At 39.7% G+C, this 22518-nt stretch carries 22 protein-coding genes; all 22 read left to right on the top strand.

Going from position 1 to position 22518, the window contains the following annotated elements:
* Nucleotides 1–390: 390 nt before the first annotated feature.
* Entirely contained in the window at nucleotides 391–624 is a 234-nt protein-coding gene (locus D9T21_RS20605) for a hypothetical protein (RefSeq protein ID WP_105934312.1), read from the top strand.
* Between the two features lie 10 nt (nucleotides 625–634).
* Nucleotides 635–1003, top strand: a complete 369-nt coding sequence (locus D9T21_RS20600) for a hypothetical protein (RefSeq protein WP_123327063.1) — start codon at nucleotides 635–637, stop codon at nucleotides 1001–1003.
* A 96-nt stretch (nucleotides 1004–1099) separates the two neighbouring features.
* A complete protein-coding gene (locus D9T21_RS20595; protein WP_241155776.1) occupies nucleotides 1100–2773 on the top strand; it encodes a tetratricopeptide repeat protein in 1674 nt (557 codons plus the stop codon).
* A gap of 1371 nt (nucleotides 2774–4144) precedes the next feature.
* Nucleotides 4145–4768, top strand: coding sequence for a hypothetical protein (locus D9T21_RS20590; RefSeq protein ID WP_123327061.1), 624 nt, complete (start codon nucleotides 4145–4147; stop codon nucleotides 4766–4768).
* A 220-nt stretch (nucleotides 4769–4988) separates the two neighbouring features.
* Nucleotides 4989–5411 (top strand): 3-phosphoshikimate 1-carboxyvinyltransferase, encoded by a 423-nt coding sequence (locus D9T21_RS20585; protein ID WP_123327060.1) that lies wholly within the window; start codon nucleotides 4989–4991, stop codon nucleotides 5409–5411.
* Nucleotides 5412–5745: 334 nt separating this feature from the next.
* Nucleotides 5746–7146, top strand: a complete 1401-nt coding sequence (locus D9T21_RS20580) for an undecaprenyl-phosphate glucose phosphotransferase (protein WP_123327059.1) — start codon at nucleotides 5746–5748, stop codon at nucleotides 7144–7146.
* Between the two features lie 111 nt (nucleotides 7147–7257).
* A complete protein-coding gene (locus D9T21_RS20575) occupies nucleotides 7258–7626 on the top strand; it encodes a hypothetical protein (protein ID WP_123327058.1) in 369 nt (122 codons plus the stop codon).
* Nucleotides 7616–7954, top strand: coding sequence for a hypothetical protein (locus D9T21_RS20570; RefSeq protein WP_123327057.1), 339 nt, complete (start codon nucleotides 7616–7618; stop codon nucleotides 7952–7954). The genes D9T21_RS20575 and D9T21_RS20570 overlap by 11 nt, the downstream gene beginning before the upstream one ends.
* Nucleotides 7914–8534, top strand: a complete 621-nt coding sequence (locus tag D9T21_RS20565; protein WP_164464785.1) for a glycosyltransferase — start codon at nucleotides 7914–7916, stop codon at nucleotides 8532–8534. Before D9T21_RS20570 ends, D9T21_RS20565 begins: the two co-directional genes overlap by 41 nt.
* Nucleotides 8534–9934, top strand: a complete 1401-nt coding sequence (locus D9T21_RS20560) for a lipopolysaccharide biosynthesis protein (RefSeq protein ID WP_164464784.1) — start codon at nucleotides 8534–8536, stop codon at nucleotides 9932–9934. The genes D9T21_RS20565 and D9T21_RS20560 overlap by 1 nt, the downstream gene beginning before the upstream one ends.
* On the top strand, nucleotides 9931–11178 hold the full coding sequence (locus D9T21_RS20555) for a hypothetical protein (RefSeq protein WP_123327054.1): 1248 nt from the start codon (nucleotides 9931–9933) through the stop codon (nucleotides 11176–11178). The genes D9T21_RS20560 and D9T21_RS20555 overlap by 4 nt, the downstream gene beginning before the upstream one ends.
* A gap of 15 nt (nucleotides 11179–11193) precedes the next feature.
* Complete coding sequence (locus tag D9T21_RS20550; protein ID WP_123327053.1) at nucleotides 11194–12135, top strand: hypothetical protein; 942 nt, start codon at nucleotides 11194–11196, stop codon at nucleotides 12133–12135.
* A gap of 14 nt (nucleotides 12136–12149) precedes the next feature.
* Nucleotides 12150–13493, top strand: coding sequence for a hypothetical protein (locus D9T21_RS20545; protein WP_123327052.1), 1344 nt, complete (start codon nucleotides 12150–12152; stop codon nucleotides 13491–13493).
* Complete coding sequence (locus tag D9T21_RS20540; protein WP_123327051.1) at nucleotides 13490–14293, top strand: glycosyltransferase family 2 protein; 804 nt, start codon at nucleotides 13490–13492, stop codon at nucleotides 14291–14293. The genes D9T21_RS20545 and D9T21_RS20540 overlap by 4 nt, the downstream gene beginning before the upstream one ends.
* A gap of 1 nt (nucleotide 14294) precedes the next feature.
* On the top strand, nucleotides 14295–15377 hold the full coding sequence (locus tag D9T21_RS20535) for a glycosyltransferase (protein WP_123327050.1): 1083 nt from the start codon (nucleotides 14295–14297) through the stop codon (nucleotides 15375–15377).
* Entirely contained in the window at nucleotides 15374–16531 is a 1158-nt protein-coding gene (locus D9T21_RS20530; protein WP_123327049.1) for a glycosyltransferase, read from the top strand. Before D9T21_RS20535 ends, D9T21_RS20530 begins: the two co-directional genes overlap by 4 nt.
* 86 nt (nucleotides 16532–16617) lie before the next feature.
* Nucleotides 16618–17544 (top strand): glycosyltransferase family 2 protein, encoded by a 927-nt coding sequence (locus D9T21_RS20525; protein WP_164464783.1) that lies wholly within the window; start codon nucleotides 16618–16620, stop codon nucleotides 17542–17544.
* Nucleotides 17541–18770, top strand: a complete 1230-nt coding sequence (locus D9T21_RS20520) for a WcaI family glycosyltransferase (RefSeq protein WP_123327047.1) — start codon at nucleotides 17541–17543, stop codon at nucleotides 18768–18770. Before D9T21_RS20525 ends, D9T21_RS20520 begins: the two co-directional genes overlap by 4 nt.
* 33 nt (nucleotides 18771–18803) lie before the next feature.
* Nucleotides 18804–19919 carry a GDP-mannose 4,6-dehydratase gene (gmd, locus tag D9T21_RS20515; RefSeq protein ID WP_123327046.1) on the top strand — a complete coding sequence of 372 codons (1116 nt, stop codon included), beginning with the start codon at nucleotides 18804–18806 and terminating at the stop codon, nucleotides 19917–19919.
* Between the two features lie 33 nt (nucleotides 19920–19952).
* Nucleotides 19953–20537 (top strand): LbetaH domain-containing protein, encoded by a 585-nt coding sequence (locus tag D9T21_RS20510; protein WP_123327045.1) that lies wholly within the window; start codon nucleotides 19953–19955, stop codon nucleotides 20535–20537.
* Nucleotides 20538–20667: 130 nt separating this feature from the next.
* Nucleotides 20668–21720 (top strand): acyltransferase family protein, encoded by a 1053-nt coding sequence (locus tag D9T21_RS20505; RefSeq protein ID WP_123327044.1) that lies wholly within the window; start codon nucleotides 20668–20670, stop codon nucleotides 21718–21720.
* Nucleotides 21721–22518 (top strand): aldo/keto reductase, encoded by a 798-nt coding sequence (locus D9T21_RS20500; RefSeq protein ID WP_123327043.1) that lies wholly within the window; start codon nucleotides 21721–21723, stop codon nucleotides 22516–22518.

Genomic DNA, 22518 nt, shown 5'->3' with positions numbered 1-22518 from the left:
GACAAAAGTGGTGGCATGCGGGCATGACTATTTTTAATTCCGTCATACCGGAAGATACGAAGTATCTATCCGGTATCTCCTCAACAACCTGACTCAGGCCCTTCTCCTTCATCCCGACCTGTTTAATTCAGTCATCCCGGCCGATTAAATAGTGTCATCCCGGCCTCCGAGCCGGGATCTCCCAAACAGGCTGGCTCCGCTGAAGTAGCCTTTTGAGAAGATCCCCGCCCAAGAGCAAGCGGGGCTGACGGAGTGGGAAGCATGCCGGGATGAAAAAGAAGGGGCAAAACAACAAAATGATTATTTTATTTCTCTTACAGGTAACTTGATTTTTTACATATTAAATATATATTTTTTATGTAACGTTGTTTCTGTTAAGCGGAGATGCAGATGTCGAAACCAGAGAAAAAAGTAAGTAAAAAAACGTCTATTGATTTAGACGAAGATACATTGAGGCTGTTAGCTGAACTGCAAAAAGGCTTTGGTGTATCAACCAATGCTGCGGTTTATAAAAAGGCACTTAAACTGGCGTACTACATGGTTAACGCTGCAGATAAAGATCACGGGGTGGTAGTGGAGAACGCCCGAAATCATCAGAAAGAGCGCTTAATACTCAATAGCTAAAGGACAACCTATGTCAGGGGATGACCAGAGAAGTCCAACTACTATCCTTATAGATTCGATCGATGTTGACGGTGCCGACATCGATCGGTTAGCCCATACCGCAGATATGCTTGAAACGGCTGCAACGGGCGAAACTCGTCGCGACGCGATACGCAAAATTATTGGTCTGTTTAAATTACTAAATCTTACCGTTATCGCTGTTGTTGGCGTAATGTTGATTGCCGACTGGGCTATTCTGGCTTGGGTAACTGATTCCACATTAAAAGATAGAATTATCGATCAAACCGTGGTGATGGCCCTGATTGGTGCTACGGTTGTTCAATTAGGCACTGTAATGCTGACCTTGTCGAAACATCTGTTTCCGGCAAGCAGTGATTAGGGTTAACTGCACATTGATGCATTGGTTTTTAGCCTGGGAGCCATATGCTAAAGTGACTGAAGAGTAAGTTTTTACAACGAGTTTCTTGTGACAAAAATGGATAAAGACACCGCCAAACTAGCCGTACGGTTGGATGAATTTTTAGATGCAATCGACGTTGGCGATACCAAATTGGCCCGCTTCATAGTTAAAAAAGCTGTAAAAAAATACCCTCGACACGGTCTCAGTTTTGCCATGCAGGGCCTGGCGGCTGTTTACATCGATAACAACCATACCGACGGCTACCTCTACTTAAAAAAAGCGATCAGTAAAGGCTATGGGGCTGCGTTTATTTACTTCAATTTTGGGCTCTGTGCAGAATTAAACGGTTTTATGACAGAATCGCTGGAGGCTTTTTACGAGGCGCTTGAATGCGCTACCCCAGACGAGATTGATGCATACGGATCTGCCCGCGAGCGGTTGCTGTTGATACAAGAAACCCTTCCGGAGCACGTAACACTCAAGCAATATTTTGCCGATGCCAAAGAATTCGAAAAAGGCGTATCGCTACTAGAAAGCCAATCGTTTAGCGACGCTATCCGGTGCTTTATTAAAGTTACCCAAAGCCAGCCAGAACATGTACAAAGCTACGGGAATTTGGGGATCTGCCATATGTACTTAGGGGATCACCAACTCGCCAAACGGGCATTTTATCAGGCTCTGGCCATTGATCCGGATTACGAGCTGGCCGAAACAAACTTGCAGCGCTTAAAGGCCCTTGAAAAAGGTGAAATAACATCACTGCCCGATATTACGGTGCTAGATTTTTACGGTGATCGCGAAAAAGAAGCAGCCAATCCAGCGCGAGAAGTCAATCAGGCTTTATCGAAGGCCATGTCTGAAGAACAGTTTGAATCGCTGGAAGAAGCACAGGCCTTTGTTGATAGGTTTATGCAAGAGCATAACGATTCACCCCGCGAGGATCTGCTTGGGTTAACGCCAACCCAGGCCAGAGAGCTGCTAACCACGCCGTTTGAGGCGCCGGCATTACTAACCCGAGACTTTAAACGTGTTTCGCAGCTAATGGCTGTGCCCATTTACTGGTTGGCGTTAAACCTACTGGGTGCTTTGGGTCCGAATGGCATTAAATGCACCGCTGCCGGCAATTTACCCCGCGACCTGTGCCGCACTATTTTCGAAAAATATCAAATGGAGATAGATTCGGGGATCACGGTTTCCACCATTAACAAAGAAGAAGACTTTGCACATTTGCATGTAGCACGTTGCGTTCTTTCCATTGCGGGGCTGCTCCGCAAGCATGGCGGCTACTGGAAGCCACTTAACGCTACCTGGCAGATGTACGAGCGTATACAGCAAGGCGACCATGACGCTGCTACAGAACTCTACGCAACACTTTTTACAACATACATCACTGATTTCAATCTTGCGTATCTCGCCGGTGACGAAGAAAACTGTGCGTTTTATCAATCCAGTATCGGCTTTTCGTTATACATTCTCTACCAACTGGGAGATACCTGGCGGCATAGCCGGGATTATCAGCAGTTATTTGAAAAGACATTCCCCGACGAAGAAAGCCCGGTGATTAATATTCCCGGTGTGGAACTTCCGTCTGAGTACGTACTCAGGTTTTGGCTGGATTTAGCCTGGCAGGTTGGTCTGATAGAAAAACGTCAAAGCAGTGAGGGAGGCGCCTTAAGTAAAGATATTAGGGCAACCTCATTGTTTGCAGAGTTAATTACCTGGTACCTGCCTAAAGTAAAATTGCTGTAATTTGAGGGACTTGGTTTACCTCTTTTTCCGTCATCCCAGCCAAAATTATTCAGTCAGCCCGGCCGACGTTATTCAGTCAGCCCGGCCGATTTTATTCAGTCATCCCGGCCGGTTTAATTTAGTCATCCCGGCCGGTTCAATTTAGTCATCCCGGCCTCCGAGCCGGGAGCCCCTCCTTCCCGTCATTCCGGAAGATACGAAGTATCTATCCGGTATCTCCGAAAAAGCCTGGCTACGCTTGAATAGCCTTTTAAGGAGATCCCCGCTCAATAGCCTGCGGGGATGAGGTAGGGTGTAGCGTGCGGGGATGACTTAGGATTGTTGCATGCGGGGATGACTTAGGGTTGTTGCATGCGGGGATGACTCTATTTACCCGTCATTCAGGCCAATATAATATAGTCATCCCGGCCAATAAAATATTGTCATCCCGGCCCCCGAGCCGGGATCTCCTGAACAGTTTGGCTCACGCAAAATACCCTATACATAATACTGAAACCCAACGAGATCCCCGCTCAAGAGCATGCGGGGATGACGAAGGTGCTGGTATGCGGAGATGAAGAAGGTGGTGGCCTGCGGAGATGAAGAAGGTGCTGGCATGCCTGCATGACTATTTTTAATTCCGTCATACCGGAAGATACGAAGTATCTTCCGGTATCCCCCAAACAGCCTGACTCATCCAAAATTACCTATTTACAAAATCCCCAAAGCACTTATCAAAAACAATACCTGGCAAGTACGGGTAATAACCAACGTCAGAAATAAAACTGTATAGTTACTAACCAATGGATGAGTTGTTGTTCCCTCCAGGCAACAACCAGTGTTCCTTCCATTTCTGTGTTGTGTGAACCCATTTCAGCCCCGTTTTAACGGGGCTTTTTTCTAACTAAAACTCACTCAAACCATGCCAAATCAACCCAATACACCCAAGAATTCGCAATACTTGCACTAAGTAGAAGCAAGTCGCCTTTGTCAGGTGCAGATTAATCATTTGTGTTCTGTGTGCTTTTTGAGCGATTTAGAATAAAGATAACCAAATAAAACCTATATAAAACAACGTCATGATTGCTCACGGAAAAACCTACGAAACCAAAGCAAAATCAAAAAAACTACACTGCAAATTATTAAGTGTCGGATTTTTTTACAGTAAAAAGTTAAACGTTTTGGCTATTTAATGACCAGGTCAAAAGTAGCATTTTGAAAATGTTAAACCACTGAAAATCAGTACAAAAAAATATAATGGCTTAAAAAATGCACAGTTACGATGTTAACTAAAAGGTTAATGACTGCTAAGTGCCACCCGTAGTCCTGCCATCCATACAGGGGAAGTAGAGAGAGGCCAGCAAGGTACAACATGTTTTAAGGAAGATACTAATGAAAAAATACCTTTTATTGTGCTTTATTACCCTGTTTCTCAGTGCTAAAGCTCAGGCATCCTTTATACACGAGGTTTCCGGTGCTGATATGGCGGGTATCCTGGTAGAAGTTGCATTTGCCGACGGCACTACCGACTCCGGGGTATGGGTAGCTATGTCACCCACCGCAGGTGGGTACATTAATGGCTTATGGGGGATCCGGCTAGACGGTGATTCTCACGGCGTACTCGACAATGCCAACAATATTCTTTCCGGAATGTTTGTGCTGGTGAATAACGGCAATACCGACATCATGTCGCTTACCCTCAGAGCTTTCAATGCAGGGTTTGTATTCGACAGCCAGACCGACGACATTATGCTTAATGGTTCTGGCACCGGCAGGGGCATGTATTCGGCTAATCCCAGCGCGGTGGCAAACTATACCGATTTGTACATGGATGAACTGTACGGCACCATGATGATAAGCAGTACCAGAGCCCTGGCAGAAGCCGGTAACCGTGTGGCCTTTGTTACCGATATCGACGCCATCGCTATTACCCAGGACATACCCGCTCCAACCGGTGTGGCATTCAGCCTGCTGTTTCTGGCTGCTACGCGGTTAACCCGCAACGCCAGAGTTTAATTCAAAAAAGCCACAAGCTTATCTGCAAGTTATTACAAAGCCGCAGTTAACAGCGGCTTTGTTCTGTTTATCACCATTACCGCGCATAAATTACCGTAAAACCCAGTTTTGCTCGTTTTGACTTAAACACCACAGCGCCGGATTCTTTTACACCTGGCGATTGCAATTTGTTATCCGCACGATAATGTAAACGGTATCATCGATTACCTGAGCCAAACACATGCAGGCCAATTCATCTTATTCGTCATACCACGGCTATTCCGGGCAGTTGCAAGGCTTACTTAGCAAAATGCCGCCAGACGTTGCAACCAGTTACACGCAAGAACAGTTGCTGCACCTCGATGAGGCATTGCGCAAAAATAAAGCAAAGCTGCCGGTTAACGTAAAGGGCAGGGTGTCAGTTCCTTTTACAACTACACGATTCTTCTGGGTTTTTCTGGCCGGTCGCGACAAACGTGAGCTCTCCCGAGGTGAAATAAATGTAAAAAAAACCACTCTGATCGCGCTAATTGCTGGTGCAATACTAGTTTCTACCTTAATGGGGCTACTCATCCTGTACCTCATTAAATCGGCGCTAGGCATTAATTTGTTTGAGCACTTTTCACTGGGAATATGGGGCTGGTTTAAGCAAAATGTATTATAAATCAACTGACTTAATCTTTAAGTAAAAAGCGGGCTTTAATCATACTGACGCATAGTATAAATACCATACTCAGCAGGTGAGTAAGTAGTAAACAGGTAAGAGGTCGGAGCCGCTCCGTAACTTGTTAAATTAATGTAGGTTTCCACCTTCAGCCATAAAACTATCTCATACTAAAGGTGACTATTCGGTATGAATATTGCCTACAAATATGTAACGCTGTAACTTTTGTAGATGTATTAAAAAGTTTGTTAAGAACGGAATCCAACAACAACAAACCGTTCCACAATTTTCTGTATCTGCTTTTAAACTCAACTTTACTGCAAGGAACTGCACAATGGGTAAAAAAGGCTTTGTTCGAAATAACGTAAATCAGTTTGCGGTACTGTACCGTTTTCTAGACCTATTGATCATTCAGGTGTGCTTGCTGTTGTCCGCACAACTGTATGGCATTCCGCTAACCATGCACTATTACCTGATTGGGCTAATCGCCTGTGTGGCGTTCTTATTCAGTGCCGAAATGCTGTGGTTGTATCGCTCCTGGCGGGCGGGCTCCATGAAAGAAATCCTCTTTGTGGCGAGTATGAGCCACTTATTGATGATTTCGGTGGTAGTGGGCTGGATGTTCATTTCAAAAACATCTGACGACTTTTCCCGCGTAGTAATCACGCTGTGGTTCAGCCTCAGCTGGATTACTTCTTGCGTCTGGCGAGCCACCTTCCGCTACTTTCTGTTCCGCATTCGTAAAAATGGTTTCAATACCCGTTCGGTAGCTATCATCGGTGCCAATGATACGGCTAGAGAACTGGCTAAAGAAATCTGCAATACGCCAGAAATCGGTTATAACGTACTCGGCGTGTATGACGATCGCGCACCTGAACGGCTCACCATACCAGACGGTTTGGAACTGCAGGGCAAAATCAACGAGCTTTATGATGATGTAAATAGCGGCAAGGTAGACATGGTATTTATCTCCCTGCCCATGACAGCGAATCGCCGCATAGAGCAAATTCTGCGCGTATTAGGCGATACACCTGCTCAAGTGCACTTGGTACCCAATTTCTTCGTTTACAACCTGCTGCACTCTCGTATTTGTAATGTTGGTGAACTGCAAACCGTAAGTGTGTTCGACTCGCCCATGAAAGGCGCAATGAACTTCTTAAAGCGGGTGGAAGATATTATCCTCGCCTCAGCTATCCTCGCGGTAATAGCTGTACCAATGCTGTTTATCGCCGCGGCAGTAAAACTCACTTCCCGTGGCCCGGTGATCTTTAAACAGAACCGTTATGGTATGGATGGTAAAAAGATCAAAGTGTGGAAGTTCCGTACCATGACAGTTACCGAAGATGGCGACGAAGTGAAACAAGCCACCAAAAACGATTCCCGTTTAACCCCCATCGGCGGCTTCTTGCGCCGGACATCGTTAGATGAACTACCGCAGTTTATCAACGTGTTACAAGGCACTATGTCCGTTGTAGGCCCAAGGCCCCATGCAGTAGCTCACAACGAAATGTACCGTAAAAAGGTTGAGTACTACATGCTCCGCCACCGCATTAAGCCAGGCATTACTGGCTGGGCTCAGGTAAATGGCTGGCGCGGTGAAACAGACACCATCGATAAAATGCAGATGCGTATCCAGTACGACCTGGAATACATTAAAAACTGGTCGCTGTGGCTCGACTTTAAGATAGTTATTTTTACTTTCTTTAAAGGGTTTGTGGGTAATAATGCTTACTAATTAATTATAGCGATCTTCATATAGATAAGAATAATATGTTCAGAAATAATTGCAAATTCGCGAAAAAATCTGATTTTTGTGCGCTGTAAAAGGTGCTCAGAGGAAGTAATAGTGTTGAGAAGTCCAAACAGCAAATTTAAAACTGACGAAGTAACCTATTCTGGATACAAGAACTTCCGTATGTTGTTTACAGCGGCAGAAATGGAACAACGAGGTAGACTTGCAGGATTAATATGTGGGGGAGGGCATGCATTAATTGAGCAATCAATTCTAAATTGTTGGAATTTCAAAAAATCAAATAAGTTGCTCCGGTTTGTGAATCCTGAGGAAAAAATACCACTTGAACGTATTTACCGATGCGGAAACATTGAAACTTTAAGTTTATTTGCTGGTACATTAAGTATATTTGGTTTTGATATAGAAAAACTAGCGATAAAGGAATTCGAAATTCACGGCGAAAGGGCAAAAAATGCTCTCTAGTGCTGCTAAATCTGGCGCCAATATCTATCATATTAGAGCTGGTTTTAGTCAGTCCTTAATTCCTTTGTCAAAAAGCTTAGGCAAGAAGTTGATTTGTAATCATTCAATTGTTCATCCTTGTCTAATTAATGTATTAATCGAAAATAATGGCGTATTCCCAGATGAACTTCCACGTATGTCTGATGGCATATGGGGAGCAGTATGTGATGATATAAAAGCGGCTTATATTGTTGTTAATCCTGATTTTGTAGAGTGTACATTTAAATTCATGGTCTTCAAAAAAAGAATTGGCTGCGATTTACCACGGCTTAGAAGAAATGTTTTTTGATTCTCTTGCTACTTATCGAGATTACCATTCACCAGAATTAAGCAGGCCTCTAAGGTTTTTATTCGCTGGGGATATTGAGCAAAAAAAAGGCCTTGACGAATTACAAGCTGACGTACTTAGTCTCCCAGAGCGTGGGTTTGAGTTACACTGGGCCGGTGCATTTCCTGAAGAATCGAAAGCTAGGCATTTAAATCTGCTGGCAGAATCTCACGTTACTTATCATGGAATGCTCTCGCACAAGGCTCTTGCAACATTTATGTCGAAATCTAATGTGTTTGCGTTTCCATCTCGTGCAGAGGGAAATGGAAACTCCACGGTATGGAATCAAAAATATTATTGTATATTTATAGAACAGTACATATTGCTAGCTACAAGAACTTTCGTCCAGCAAAGTTGCAGAAGTAGCGGCTACGCAGTTGTTGCTGTAATCCTCAAATATGTTGACAAAATACCAATAATAGCTAGAAATCAAAATAGTCATTTAAGAGAGCGAACAGCAGTTCAATCTTATTTAGTTGAAGGGACATTGCTTAGTAGTGACTTTGATACATACGTTAACAGTTATCTGAGTCGTAACTAATGAAAAATTCATCTCCTTTAAAAAATCGAATAATTAAATCAAGCTCAGCTAATGTGCTTGGTATCGTAGCTCGAATCGGAAATCAATTATTAATAGTACCTATATTATTGGCTTATTGGTCTCCAGAGTTATTTGGAGAATGGCTTATGATTACTGCCATTCCTACTTTTTTAGCGCTGACTGATTTTGGGTTTATAGATGCAGGCTCTAATGAATTGGCTAAAAGATCTTCTGAAAGTTCGCCTAAAGAAGTTCAAGATTTCTTTAACCGCTATTCGGTGTGCTTCCAGCGTTGGTCATTATTTATTGCTTTAATTATTTGTATCGCTGCATTTCTTTTACCGCTTGATAAAATGATGGGGCTGAAATTAATTTCATCTACAGACGCTAGCTATATTATTATTTTTTTATCACTTTCGGTTGTAGTTTCTCAGAATAACTTGTCACTATTGGCTGGTTTACGTGTTCAAGGCAAGTTTCATATCGGCTTATTAGTTCGAACCGGATTATCAATATCACAAATATTTGTTACTTGGTGTTTAGTTAGCCTGTTGAAATGTTCTCCTATAGAAGTAGCGTTGTCTTATTTTGTTTTGACTATCTTAGCATATGTTCTTCAGTGGACGGTGTTGAGACATAGTGGCCTACAACAAACAATTAATCCCTTCTTAACACTACCAGCCGGCGAGTCGATGAAGCCTTATTTTTTAATAGGGTTAGAAATGATGTTGATGCCACTCGCTCAAGCTTTAACACTTCAAGGTTCTGTTATCTTGGTTGGGAAAACTTTGGGGCCAGTTATAGCAGCCATGTATGTAACTCACAGAACACTGTCCCGCACCAGTTCGTCTTTACTACAAGTTTTTGCGATCCCATTACGCGCTGAAGCTGGTCTGCTTCAGAAAAAGGCAGACAGTGAGTTATTAACAGCTACGACTAATTTACTTTCGAGTGTTACTTTTTGGTTGTCCTTATTACTCTCAATGGTATTGATGTTAATTGGCGGTTGGATTTTTGAAATATGGACACACGGTGAAATTGTATTTTATAAAGAATTATTAATTTTCCTTCTACTAGCGGTTATTGCAGAATCATTATGGAGAATCCCAACTTCTATTCGACTTGGTAGCAACCGACATAGACCCGTAGCGTGGGGATATTTACTTTTTTCTATTTTGGGTTTATTGCTTTCTTATCTATTAGCACCTTATTACGGATTAATTGGGGTGGTAACAGGTTTAGTATTTATTGATGTAATGATGGTGGTGTTAGCAATTTTGACCCTAAGAGGGATAATTAACATACCGATAGGCAAATTCTTACTTAATGTTGTTAAACCACCTATTAAAGAAATAAAAGTATTGATCAATAGAACCTTCAAAAAATTGGTGAAAGGATGAATGTTAGTATTCCTAAGTTAAATCAATATTATATAGTGCTTTTTATGCTGCCTATCTTAACTACCCCGACTGTTAACTTGGTCGGGGAACTAATGTTTTCAGATATTGCAGTAGTAATTTTAACTCCTATATTATTAATGAATAAAAATTTAAATTTCAGTCAACCATACCTAAAGCCGATTTTAATACTTCTATTCATTTGGTTAATCAGCGCTGTTGTATCTGATATTGTGAATGAAACGAGTATCAATAATATGATGAAAGGCTCTGCAGCAATCATTTTTTTTGCATTCCATTTGTTGGTGTTCTTTGTATTAATTAACGGAAGACGGGAACGATATACAGCAGCAATAATAGGCTCAGCTGTGGCTGTAATACTTAAGTGGGTAACCGCTTCAGAAGGGTTATATACTCAGGATTTAACTGAAACGCCCTGGAAAATGGGAGGTGGATTTTCGATTACAATTCTGACTGTTGTAATTTTGAGTATTTTTGTAAAGTCGGAAAAAGTCAAAGGTAAAGCACTACTCTTTTTGGCTCCAGTTCACTTATTTTTAAATGCACGATCCCTATTTTTGACAACCGTATTGGCGGGATTGGTGTCTGGCTTCCAATTAAAAGTCTCCTCAGAAAAAACAAGGAAAACACTTTTGATGGGGACGATTGGATTAGTAGTATTGGTATTCCCCGTTGCAACAAGCATATATGGCAACTTGAATCAGGCTGGTGTATTTGGAGAAGAAGCAAGGGTAAAATACTTAAAACAAACAGCTGGCGGTGAAGTGAATATTATAATAGCTGGCCGTTCCGAAAGCTTGGTGTCATTTAAGGCTATTTCAGACTCCCCTTTTTTGGGACACGGATCGTGGGCTGAAAGTGCTTACTATTACACAATTCTTCTCTCACAAAATGAAGCTCTTGGTAAACAGGTGCACTGGAGCGCCTTAGACAATCGAGAAAAACTATTGATACCATCTCATTCACTCTTATTTGGAGCATGGGTTTACCATGGAGTTTTTGGTGCATTTTTCTGGTTTTTCATCCTTTTTATTACTTTGAAGGCCATTGGTAATTCTATAGGGACCCCTGGGAGTAAAGCCATCCCAACGCTTAGCCTTTTGGTATTATTTGCCCTTTTATGGGATATATTCTTTTCTCCTTTTGGTCAAGTCAGACGATGTTTTGAAGCAATATATATAGTTGTTGCTTGTATCGTTGTATCGGAATCTAAACAAAAAATTTAAAAAATGGATAATTATATGGCGAAAGGAAATGATACATTTAAATCTTCAGTAATAGTTACTGGCACCCATTATTCTATGAGTACTCTGGTTGGTCAGATAATTGGTAAGTCTCCAAGTTTTAATGTAGTTCATGAACCTCTAAACTATCAACCTACGTTAGGATATAACAGTATTCATACAGAAAACTGGTATCAATATTTTGATAATTCTAAATACTCAGAATTAAGAGAAAAATTGATAGGTTTTTCTAATGGCCATAGGTTTTTCTCTCAAAGTTTAACTCGTTTATGGAAAGTGCGTTCCTTACATGATTTTTTAAGAGTAGGCAAATATTTTTTTACTAATTTGAAGATTTTCATATATCGAAAGCCAGCTGTATATAAAGATCCATTTCTTGTATTTAGTTCAAAAGAACTGCAGGAAAATGATAATCTTAAAGTTGTTTTATGTATAAGGCATCCATGTGCATTTGCTGAAAGTATCAAAAGAAGAGGCGGAGGTTTTGATTTTAATAATATAAAAAATCAAGAATATTTATTAAAATTGCTCTCTCAAAGTGATAGAGAATTAATTGAAGAATTTACTGAAGATAAAAAGACTTTGGTTGAACAAGCAGCTCTATTGTGGCGAATTGTTTATGGTTTTTCTTTTCGATATTATGCGGAGAATGCTAACACTTTTGTTTTAAAGCAGGAAGATTTGGCTGCTAACAGTAAAATTATAGATGAGGTTTTTGATTTTGTCGGTTGTAATCGTACTACGAAGGTTAATGATTTTCTTGAAAGTCATTTGAATTCAAATAGTAATGAGGATATGACTAAAGGTAGATCAGGTTATATAAAAAGGGATGTTAAAAAAACGGCTGATAAATGGAAATCTAGGTTGAGTAAAGAGGAAATTTCCATAATCCAGAAGATTGTCAAGTCCGTTGCCACTCAATATAACTATGAATTTTAAGGTTTAGCGCGCAAATGAAATTACAAGCAATTACCAATGAACAAGGGAACTATTTAGTCGGATTTCACGATATTGATCCATGGTCATCAGATGGGAATAGATTTTTAGCAATTAGGGTCGATTCATTGTTAGATATTCCCTCTAATGATTCATATGCGGAGATAGTTACTGTTGATTTATCTACAGGTGCTGTTCAAGTTTTGGATAAAACCACTTGTTGGAATTTTCCACAAGGTGGTCGCCAGTGTTGGGTTAGAAATGAAGATAGCGATTTAGTTATTTTCAATATAGTACAAGACAACAAATTTACAGCAAAAATAGTCGATACTGATGGCCAACTTGTTCACTTCTGTGATAAGCCAACAAACTGTATATCACCATGCCAAAAGTATTCATATGGGCTGAATTACGAAAGAATGTATCGCTTAGGAGGCTATGGATATCCTGGTGTAAAAGATACTTCTGAAGGAATTCATAAACCAAAAGATGATGGAATTTGGAAAACTGATTTAGATTCTGGGAAGTCTGAGCTAATTCTGTCTCTCTATGATATTACAATGTTAAAGGGTAACTCCGCAGTACTCGAAGAAACGGATCATTATGTTACTCATATTCTTCCTTCACCAAACGGAAGTAAGATTTGTTTCCTCCATCGTTATTGGTTACCTGACGGTGGTATTCAGACTAGATTGATTATTAGTGATAGTGATGGGCATAACGCTGGAGTATGGGATGAGGGGTTTATGTCACATTTCGACTGGATTGATGATGAATCTATTCTTATATGGGGTAAGCCGGTCTCAAAGGCTCAATCACTTCGTTCTAGCTCTTCATTACAGACAATTCCTTTTTTACCAACTATGCTCCAAATGATTAAGCCTATAGCTAGAAAGGTTTTGGGTAAAAAAATCATTCCACAAGGGTTTTACAAAGTTGTATCAAAAAACAACAAATTTTCGACAACAAAATTTTCTGAAAAATTACCCGTTGGAGATGGGCATCCATCTTTCAGTCCATTAAACAGGGATTTACTTTTAACGGACACTTATCCTAATGAGAAATGGGAAAGGGAATTACTTATTTTAGACTGTAAATCTGATGAACTTCATAATCTTGGAAAATTAGCACAATGCTCGTTAGCGCCCTCTGATAAAAATTACGGCAGCATCCTGTCATATACAGATAAAAACATGATGAGTAAATTCTCTAAGAAGCATTTTGTCTATTCTAGAAGTGGTATCCATTGTGATTTTCATCCAAGATGGAAAAGTGATGGTAGTTATTTTGCTATTGACTCAAACCACGAAGGCCGAAGAAATGTCTATATAGTTGATGTCAATAAGGAGATAAATGCATGAACAAAAAACCATTAGTTTCAATTGTTACCATCTCATACAATCAGGCAGAATTTTTAGAGGAAACAATTCTTTCAGTAATTGGACAAACTTATAAAAATATTGAATATATTATTTTTGATGGTGGTTCAACTGATGGAAGTGTTGAAATAATTGAAAAGTATAGAGAGCATTTATCTTTTATAAATATTGGACCTGATGGTGGAGCTGCTGCCGCTTTAAATGCAGCGTTTAGAGTTGCTACAGGTGAGTTGCATGCTTATATTAACTCCGACGATGTTTTGAATAATAATGCTGTTGAAACATGGGTTAATACTTTTAATAAAAACCCGGGAGTTGATATTGTTTATGGAGATATTGAGATAATTGATGAAAAAGGGAAGCCCGCAACGTTGCCTGGAAGGTCTGTGACAAAATTCCTGTCTGGTCCTGTATCAAAGATTATCTATGCTAGTGGAGCAAGTGCCATACCTCAGCAAGCGTCTTGCTGTAAAGCTGAGGTATTTAACACAATTGGTGGTTTTGAAGAAAGCAACCGAACAAGTTGGGATGGTGAATTTTTTGTTGATGCATTTATTAAAGGCTACAAGGCTAAAAGAGTGAGTGGGATCCTCGCTAAATTTCGTGTTCACTCACAATCTATCAGTGGTACGAATAAGCACGAAGAATTTAGGATTGCTGATCATGCAAGAATGCGACAAAAATGGAATGCAGCAAATATTAAGCCAAGTAAAATTTACAGTATGTTCTTAAGATTTTATGTTAAAGGGTTTAGAGCATTGAGATATTCTATGGGAATATAATATGGATAAGCCAACCCTTTTGATAGTTCAACCTTATCTGACGAAATATCGTCTGCCTGTATTTAAAGAATTGAATCAAAACTTTGAAGTGGCAATAATCGCCACCCAATCATCTGATTACGGAAGTGATATTTACGATAAAGATATGGCAATAAATACGGTTTCTGAGTTTAGTCTATCTAATAAATTATTTTGGCAAGCTTCTCTTTTGAAAAATATTTTGTTAAAAAAATATGATGTGTTATTTATTACAGCCAACCCTCGATATATTAGCACTTTGCTAACTTTGATTTTTGCTAAGATTAGAGGAGTCAAAGTATTATTGCATGGTCAAGGGTTATATAACAAGAAGAGTATAAGCTTTTCTAATAAATTGATATATCAGTTTTTTAATCTTTTTTCAGATAGGTATATTGCCTATACAAATTTTTCTAAAGAATCACTATTTTCCCTTCCTATTTATAAAAAAACTGTAGTAGCTGAAAATTCAATTGTAAATGAATTTCCTGTGGAAAAAGATGAAGATTCAAAAAATGGTGTTTTATTTTTAGGAAGGCTTCGAGAAGGTTCGGAAATAGAAATGTTAATTGATGCTTGTTTGGCAATCAATTCAAGAAAAGTTAGAGGTGTTGATCCAATTGTACTTTACATTATTGGTGGTGGAAGAGAATTAATTCAACTTAAGGAAAAATACTCCAAAGACCCCTGTATCAATTTTTGTGGAGAGATATATGATAGTAAAAGTATCTCAGATATATCAAAGAACTGTTTTTTAGGTTGTTATCCCGGTGACGCTGGGCTTAGTGTTTTACATTATATGTCTCTTAGTTTACCGGTTGTTGTTCACTCAGATATCCATATGCACATGGGACCAGAGCCATCCTATGTTGAGCCAGGATTGAATGGTTCACATTTCGATAGGAAGAATAAGGATTCATTAATTCAAAGTATTATTGAAATGAAGGTAAACAAAACGACACTGCGAAAAATGCAAAAGAATGCATTTTACACTTATAAAAGTATTGTTAATCCACCTTTAGCATCAAGGTTTGAAAAAATAATTACCGACGTTTTAAAAAAATGAAAATATTGCATGTAATAAGCTCACTCAAATTAGAAGCCGGCGGGGTAGCTCAAGGTGTTTTAAGCCTTTCCTCGCACTATCCCAAGTTTGGAGTTCAGGCTACTGCGGTTACAATGGACGAGATTGATGATCTATTACCTGATGAGTTGAATTTGAAAGTGGTTCGTCTCGGTAAGGGCAAACTAGGTGCTTTTTCTTATAACCCTAAATTAGGCGAATGGTTAAAAAGTAATGCTACTGATTTTGATGCAGTGATAGTCGATGGATTGTGGCAATATCAAGGTTATATAGTTAATAAGATATTAAGTAAATTAGATGTTCCGTATTACGTGTACACCCATGGAATGTTGGATCCTTGGTTTAAAAAGGAGTATCCGGTCAAGCATCTAAAGAAATATATTTATTGGCTGCTAATGCAAGAACGAATACTTCGAAATGCGAGTTCGGTGTTGTTTACTTGCGAAGATGAAAGAATATTAGCTAGAGAATCATTTAGACCTTATAAAGTGCGAGAGAGAGTTGTAGGTTACGGCGCTGATATTACCGCAGTGGCGAGTTCAGCTGAACCAAAAGATTTTTATGAGAAATTTCCTTCGCTTATAGGTAAGCGGATATTTTTATTTTTGAGTCGAATTCACGAAAAGAAAGGTTGTGATTTACTTATTCAAGCATTTGCTAAACTAGCATACCTTGATGAAACCATCCATTTGGTTATGGCTGGCCCAGACCAAACCGGATGGCGAGTTGAGTTAGAAAAGTTAGCTGAAGAATTAAAAATTGATGAACGTATTACATGGACGGGTATGTTAGCAGGTACAAAGAAGTGGGGGGCTTTGAAAGCTGCTGAAGTTTTCATACTTCCGTCTCATCAAGAAAACTTTGGTATCGCAGTAGCTGAAGCACTTGCCGTTGGTACGCCAGTCTTGATATCAAATAAAGTAAATATTTGGCGAGAAGTAGCTGAGTTCGAGGCTGGTGTTGTCGCTAATGATGATTTACAAGGAACAATCAAAATTCTAAGGTATTGGCTTGATTTAGATAAAGAATCTAAAGAACGTATGATTGTAAATTCGCTGAAATGTTTTCAAGAAAAATTTGAAATGGAAAAAGCATGTCGAAATCTCGTGGATTTATTAAAAGCCGATATTAAATAATAAATAGATCCAGTGTCAAAGGTTAATGGAATACTTTTGATCAATATTTTCAAAGAGCCTTTCTTTTAATTTTAGGGAATTTTTGCGTGAGTTCAAATTTATCAGTTTTAATTCTGACTCATAACGAGGAGTTGCACATCCGTCGTTGTATTGAGTCTTTGAAGCCTATAGTGAGTCAAATATTTGTTGTGGATAGTGGGTCTACTGATAAAACAATTCAAATTTGCGAAGAATTAGGTGTAAGGGTTTTCCGCAGAAAATGGAAAAACTATTCTGATCAGTTTCAATGGGGGCTCGATAATTGCCCGATTGAAACTGATTGGGTGATGAGAATGGATGCCGATGAATATATTGAACCAGATTTGATTGCAGAACTCCCTAAAGTTTTAGCTGTTGCTAAAGCTGAAACTTCTGGTTTCTATATAAGACGGAAGTATTTCTTTTTGGGGCAATGGATTAAACACGGTGCGGTCTATCCTTTAAATTTATTAAGAGTATGGCGTACAGGCAAAGGCAGAATTGAGTCCCGTTGGATGGACGAACATATAGTGCTAGATGATGGCGGCCAAACAGAGATGCTATCCGGACATATTGTTGACGACAATTTGAATAATACGAAGTGGTGGACAGATAAGCATAATAAATATGCCGATCGGGAAATGGTTGATATTCTGGGCCGAAAATATAGTTTGTTCGCTGCCGATCAAACACTTGAAGTTGATGATTCCTCATCTCAGGCAAAGATAAAACGCCTGGTAAAAGAAAAACTGTATAACCGTATTCCCTTGTTTGTAAGGCCTCTTCTGTATTTCTTGTATCGCTATTTTATCCGTTTGGGTTTCCTCGATGGCAAGAAGGGCTTTGCTTTTCACTTCTTCCAGGGCTATTGGTATCGTTCTATGGTGGATTTACGTGTGTTAGAAGCAGAAAAGCTCTTTGCTGATAAACATTGCGATACCAAAGAGAAAAAGCTGGATGCGCTCGCAGAACTAACGGGGTTGGAGCTTAAGTGAAATTCTTGTTGTATTCACTGAATCACTATCCAGAACTCACGGGCATTGGCAAATACAATGGCGAAATGGTGAGTACCCTGGTTGAAATGAGCACTGATGTTTCGGTACTTTGTGCTCCGCCATATTATCCAGAGTGGAAGATTAAAAGGGAGTACGCTTCGTTTGGTTATGTTACTGAGACATCTGATGATGCAGTGGTTTATCGCTGCCCGTTGTATGTGCCCAGCAATGTAACTACGCTTAAACGCTTATTACATCTCTTTTCTTTTAGTGTTTCATCAGGTCTTCGATTATTCAGTTTGTTTAAACTCAAACCCGATTTGGTTTTTTTGGTGCAACCCACCTTTTTTTGCGCGCCTGCTACGCTGCTGTATTGCAAACTCACCGGTGCAAAATCAGTAATGCATATTCAGGATTATGAACTGGATGCAATGCTTGGTTTAGGCATGGGTGGAGGCAAAATCGCCAACTTTTTAAAAAAGGTAGAATCTTGGATAATGAGCAAATTTGATTTGGTATCCACCATTTCATACAGCATGATTGACAATGCCAGAACTAAAGGTGTGCCAGATTCAAAATTGTTGTTATTCCCTAACTGGGCGGATGTGAGTTTTGTTACACCGGATACAGCTTATGAAAGCTTTAAAGAAAGGCTTGGATTAGAGCCTGCAGACAAAGTGATTCTTTACGCGGGTAATATGGGCAAGAAACAGGGGCTAGAGATTGTGCTGGATGCCGCAGAATCGTTTAAAGAACGGCCGGACTTAAAATTCTTGATGGTTGGTGCCGGAGCCCATGCTGAAGTATTAAAGGGCTTAGCAAAACAGAAACAATTAACCAATATGCTGTTTCTCCCACTGCAAGCTTGGGATGATGTGCCTGCTATGCTGGCCATGGCCGATATCCACTTGGTAATCCAAAAGAAAGGGGCTGCCGATGCGGTATTGCCCTCAAAGCTCACCAATATTCTTGCTGCGGGTGGCCAAAGCATTATAACAGCAGAACTATGCACAGAATTGGGGCAATTAGCTGAAAAATTTCCGGGCATTTATGATTTAATTGAGCCTGAATCTGCACCTGCGCTCGTTGAAGCGATTAACAAACAATTAGCCAATGAAGAAACGGGCCATAATTTAGTAGCGCGGAGCTATGCGGAAGAAAATCTCGACAGAAATAAAATAATTGATCGGTTTTTGCATGATGTGCAAGCAAAGCTGAGTTTTTAATACTTTTAACTACGTTGTAAGAAGGGATTAATAGTGAAAAAAGCACTCATTACCGGTGTAACCGGCCAGGACGGCTCCTACCTAGCCGAGTTTTTATTAGAGAAAGGATACGAAGTACACGGTATTAAGCGTCGTGCCTCATTGTTCAACACAGAGCGTGTTGATCATATTTATGAAGATCCTCATAACGAAAACCCTAAGTTTCACCTGCATTATGGCGACTTAACCGATACGTCTAACCTAACGCGTATCCTGCAGGAAGTGCAGCCGGATGAAGTATACAATTTAGGTGCACAGTCTCACGTTGCAGTATCTTTTGAAGCGCCTGAATACACGGCAGATGTGGATGCCATTGGTACATTACGTTTGCTGGAAGCGATCCGCTTTTTAGGCCTTGAAAAGAAAACCCGTTTTTACCAGGCTTCAACCTCTGAGCTCTATGGTTTAGTGCAGGAAATCCCGCAGAAAGAAACTACGCCGTTTTACCCACGTTCTCCTTATGCTGTAGCTAAAATGTATGCCTACTGGATAACGGTGAACTACCGTGAGTCTTACGGTATGTATGCATGTAACGGTATTCTGTTTAACCACGAATCACCACGCCGCGGTGAAACCTTCGTAACCCGTAAAATCACCCGTGGTATTGCTAATATCGCTCAAGGGCTTGAAAAGTGTTTATACTTGGGCAACATGGATGCGCTGCGTGACTGGGGACATGCCAAAGATTACGTGCGTATGCAGTGGATGATGTTGCAACAAGATCACGCAGAAGATTTTGTTATCGCTACCGGCAAACAAATTTCCGTACGTGAGTTTGTACGAATGAGCTGTAAAGAAGCGGGTATTACCGTTGAATTCAGTGGTGAAGGCGTGGATGAGATTGCTACCGTAACAGCGGTTGATGGTGATAATGCACCAGGCGTTAGTGTTGGTGATGTAATTGTTAAAGTGGATCCGCGTTACTTCCGCCCTGCAGAAGTAGAAACCCTGCTCGGCGATCCAGCTAAAGCCAAAGAAAAGCTTGGCTGGGTACCAGAAATTACCGTTGAAGAAATGTGTGCTGAAATGGTGGAAGGCGACTTACAAAAAGCCAAGCAACACGCTTTGCTTAAGAAGCACGGCTATTCAGTCGCAGTAGCAAAAGAGTAATCAAAGCGAGTCGCTTTTCTAAGGAGATGCTCGATGTCTGAGCCATTGGATGCCAGCACCACAAAGCCGTTTGAGGGGGGGGCTAGTTTCTCTCTAAAACACAGATTGGTGAGAGTTCTTTGGGAAGTATGTTGGTTTCTATTGGCTCGATGGACACCAGTTCCTTTCCATGCGTGGAGAGCCCGTTTATTAAGGTTTTTCGGGGCTAAGATTGAACAAGGTGTTTTTATCTATCCGTCGGTTAAAATTTGGTATCCACCAAATCTGATAATGGAAGCTAAATCAACGCTTGGACCGGAGGTACAGTGTTACTGTATGGCTCGTATTCACCTGAAGGAGGAGTCTATAGTTTCACAACGTGCGACCCTTTGTGCCGGGACACATGATATAGATGATCCCGAATTTCAATTACAAACAAAGCCAATTACCATTGGAAAACATGCATGGATCGCAGCTGAAGCATTTGTCGGGCCGGGGGTCTTTATAGATGATGGTGCAGTTTTGGGAGCTAGAGGGGTGACTTTTAAAAATTTAGATAGATTACAAGTGTATACGGGAAACCCTGCAAAAAAAATGCGTTCAAGAAGCGAATTGATAATTAAAAATCTTATGCATTAATATAAAAAATCGATAGAGTATTAATATGATTTATGGCCTTATTTAATTATTGATTAATAAATTTGAATAGAGGTTTATATTTCTCATAGGATAAATCTAAAATGGACAATAGTGAAGGTAATTCTTTATTATGAATAAAATTCGCGGAATTGAATTGTTAAGAGGTTTTGCTGCATTATCTGTTGTCCTGCACCATGTTTTACTTGAAGTTCAGCATAAAGGGTTAGATAAATCCATCTTATTGAATTTTCATAACATGATAAACTTCGGCACTATTGGTGTCGATATTTTCTTTGTAATCAGTGGTTTTATCATGATTTATGTTCATGGTAGTGACTTTAAAAAAAACAACGCCTCAATTAACTTTTTGTTGAAAAGAATAATTAGAGTCGTCCCCCTATACTGGATTATGACGTCAGCTGCTATTGCTGCTTTGATTATTATTCCTTCGTTGAGTTCCAGCGGTAAAACCTTCGAGTTAAGTCATGCCCTAGCCTCATATATGTTTATACCTTTTGAAAACTCTGTAGGTTCAGTGATGCCAGTTCTTAATCCAGGTTGGACCTTAAACTATGAAATGTATTTTTATTTAGTTTTTTCGGTACTTCTTATATTCGATAAAAAGTTGTTCCTCCCGCTTTTGACTGGTTTTTTTATATCTTCTATTTTAATAGTTAACTCTTTTGATTTTACAGTTGAGTATATAAAGATGATGGGCAATCCAATATTGCTGGAATTTTTGTTTGGCGTTTTTATAGGTCTTTATTATAAATCATTTCCTAAATATATGTACTTTTTAATTTACTTGGGATTGGCTTTGATTCTATGGAATGTTTTTGTTTCATTCGATATTGAATATAGAGTGATATTTTTTGGTGTTCCTGCTTCTATTTTAGTCTTGGGGTTGTTAATCAAAGAGGATGCTGCTGGCTTCCATATTCCTCTAAAGCTAGACCTTTTAGGGAAAATATCATATTCGTTATATCTCTCTCATGTCTTTTCATACAAAATTGCTATTATTCTATATCTTAAATTATTTGGAGATTCCCAACCTGATCTTCTGATTATATTCACGATGTTGTTTTGTGTTGTAGTTTCTTATTTTACGTACCGTTGGGTTGAGCGGCCTATCACTAAATTATTAAGGGTGTGGTTTATGAAATTTGAAAAGAAAGGTTGTTAAATGAAAAAAGTAAAAATACATAACACAAATTTGAATGTATCGAAATTTGTGTTTGGTACTGCAAGCTTGTTTAACGCCGGCTCTTCTCAAACGAGGTTCGAATTAATAGAAGAAGCTGTTGATAATGGATTTACTCATTTCGATACTGCTCCTTATTATGGCTTTGGACAAGCTGAAAGAGATCTCGGGGCAGTCCTTCAGCAACATCCAAATATAACTGTTACAACAAAAGTTGGTATTTACTCGCCAGGTGGGGAAGAGCAAACTCCATTCAGCACATTCTTAAGAAAAGCGGGCGGAAAGGTTCTAACTTCTCTGTCAAAACCATCTATTGACTTTTCAGTTCTCAGAGCCAAGGCTTCTATTGAAGGCAGTCTAAGGAGATTAAAAAGAGATAAGATCGACGTATTCATGCTGCATGAACCCAGTATAGAGTTGTTGGAGACCGAAGAGTGGTTGCAATGGCTGGAATCGCTCAAAGAAGAAGGAAAGGTCGGTAATTATGGTATAGCTGTTGATGAGAAACAGGCGCTCACATTTCTAAAAGTTAAATCTCCATTACTTGAAGTTATTCAAATTAAAGATGGCTTAATCGATAAAAATGCAGATGTATTAACAGAATTCAACCGGCCATTTCAGTTTACTTACGGATATGTTTCTGAGGCTTTGAGTAAAGACCTTGGTAAGCCAGTGCCTGAAGTGCTAAAAAATGCTTTAGATAGAAATACAACTGGGGCAGTTCTTGTAAGTACCACAAATAAAAGTCGAATAAAGCAATATGCAGATTTGGTTGGTTAA

This window comes from Marisediminitalea oceani (assembly GCF_003731635.1).
GTDB lineage: Bacteria > Pseudomonadota > Gammaproteobacteria > Enterobacterales > Alteromonadaceae > Alteromonas > Alteromonas oceani.
This window is presented reverse-complemented; position numbering and strand designations above follow the sequence as displayed.

Bases quoted from the DNA above. Each gene is read 5' to 3' on its own strand.
- D9T21_RS20605 (WP_105934312.1), top strand. From the start codon at position 391: ATGTCGAAACCAGAGAAAAAAGTAAGTAAAAAAACGTCTATTGATTTA.
- D9T21_RS20600 (WP_123327063.1), top strand. From the start codon at position 635: ATGTCAGGGGATGACCAGAGAAGTCCAACTACTATCCTTATAGATTCG.
- D9T21_RS20595 (WP_241155776.1), top strand. From the start codon at position 1,100: ATGGATAAAGACACCGCCAAACTAGCCGTACGGTTGGATGAATTTTTA.
- D9T21_RS20590 (WP_123327061.1), top strand. From the start codon at position 4,145: ATGAAAAAATACCTTTTATTGTGCTTTATTACCCTGTTTCTCAGTGCT.
- D9T21_RS20585 (WP_123327060.1), top strand. From the start codon at position 4,989: ATGCAGGCCAATTCATCTTATTCGTCATACCACGGCTATTCCGGGCAG.
- D9T21_RS20580 (WP_123327059.1), top strand. From the start codon at position 5,746: ATGGGTAAAAAAGGCTTTGTTCGAAATAACGTAAATCAGTTTGCGGTA.
- D9T21_RS20570 (WP_123327057.1), top strand. From the start codon at position 7,616: ATGCTCTCTAGTGCTGCTAAATCTGGCGCCAATATCTATCATATTAGA.
- D9T21_RS20560 (WP_164464784.1), top strand. From the start codon at position 8,534: ATGAAAAATTCATCTCCTTTAAAAAATCGAATAATTAAATCAAGCTCA.
- D9T21_RS20555 (WP_123327054.1), top strand. From the start codon at position 9,931: ATGAATGTTAGTATTCCTAAGTTAAATCAATATTATATAGTGCTTTTT.
- D9T21_RS20550 (WP_123327053.1), top strand. From the start codon at position 11,194: ATGGCGAAAGGAAATGATACATTTAAATCTTCAGTAATAGTTACTGGC.
- D9T21_RS20545 (WP_123327052.1), top strand. From the start codon at position 12,150: ATGAAATTACAAGCAATTACCAATGAACAAGGGAACTATTTAGTCGGA.
- D9T21_RS20540 (WP_123327051.1), top strand. From the start codon at position 13,490: ATGAACAAAAAACCATTAGTTTCAATTGTTACCATCTCATACAATCAG.
- D9T21_RS20535 (WP_123327050.1), top strand. From the start codon at position 14,295: ATGGATAAGCCAACCCTTTTGATAGTTCAACCTTATCTGACGAAATAT.
- D9T21_RS20530 (WP_123327049.1), top strand. From the start codon at position 15,374: ATGAAAATATTGCATGTAATAAGCTCACTCAAATTAGAAGCCGGCGGG.
- D9T21_RS20510 (WP_123327045.1), top strand. From the start codon at position 19,953: ATGTCTGAGCCATTGGATGCCAGCACCACAAAGCCGTTTGAGGGGGGG.
- D9T21_RS20505 (WP_123327044.1), top strand. From the start codon at position 20,668: ATGAATAAAATTCGCGGAATTGAATTGTTAAGAGGTTTTGCTGCATTA.
- D9T21_RS20500 (WP_123327043.1), top strand. From the start codon at position 21,721: ATGAAAAAAGTAAAAATACATAACACAAATTTGAATGTATCGAAATTT.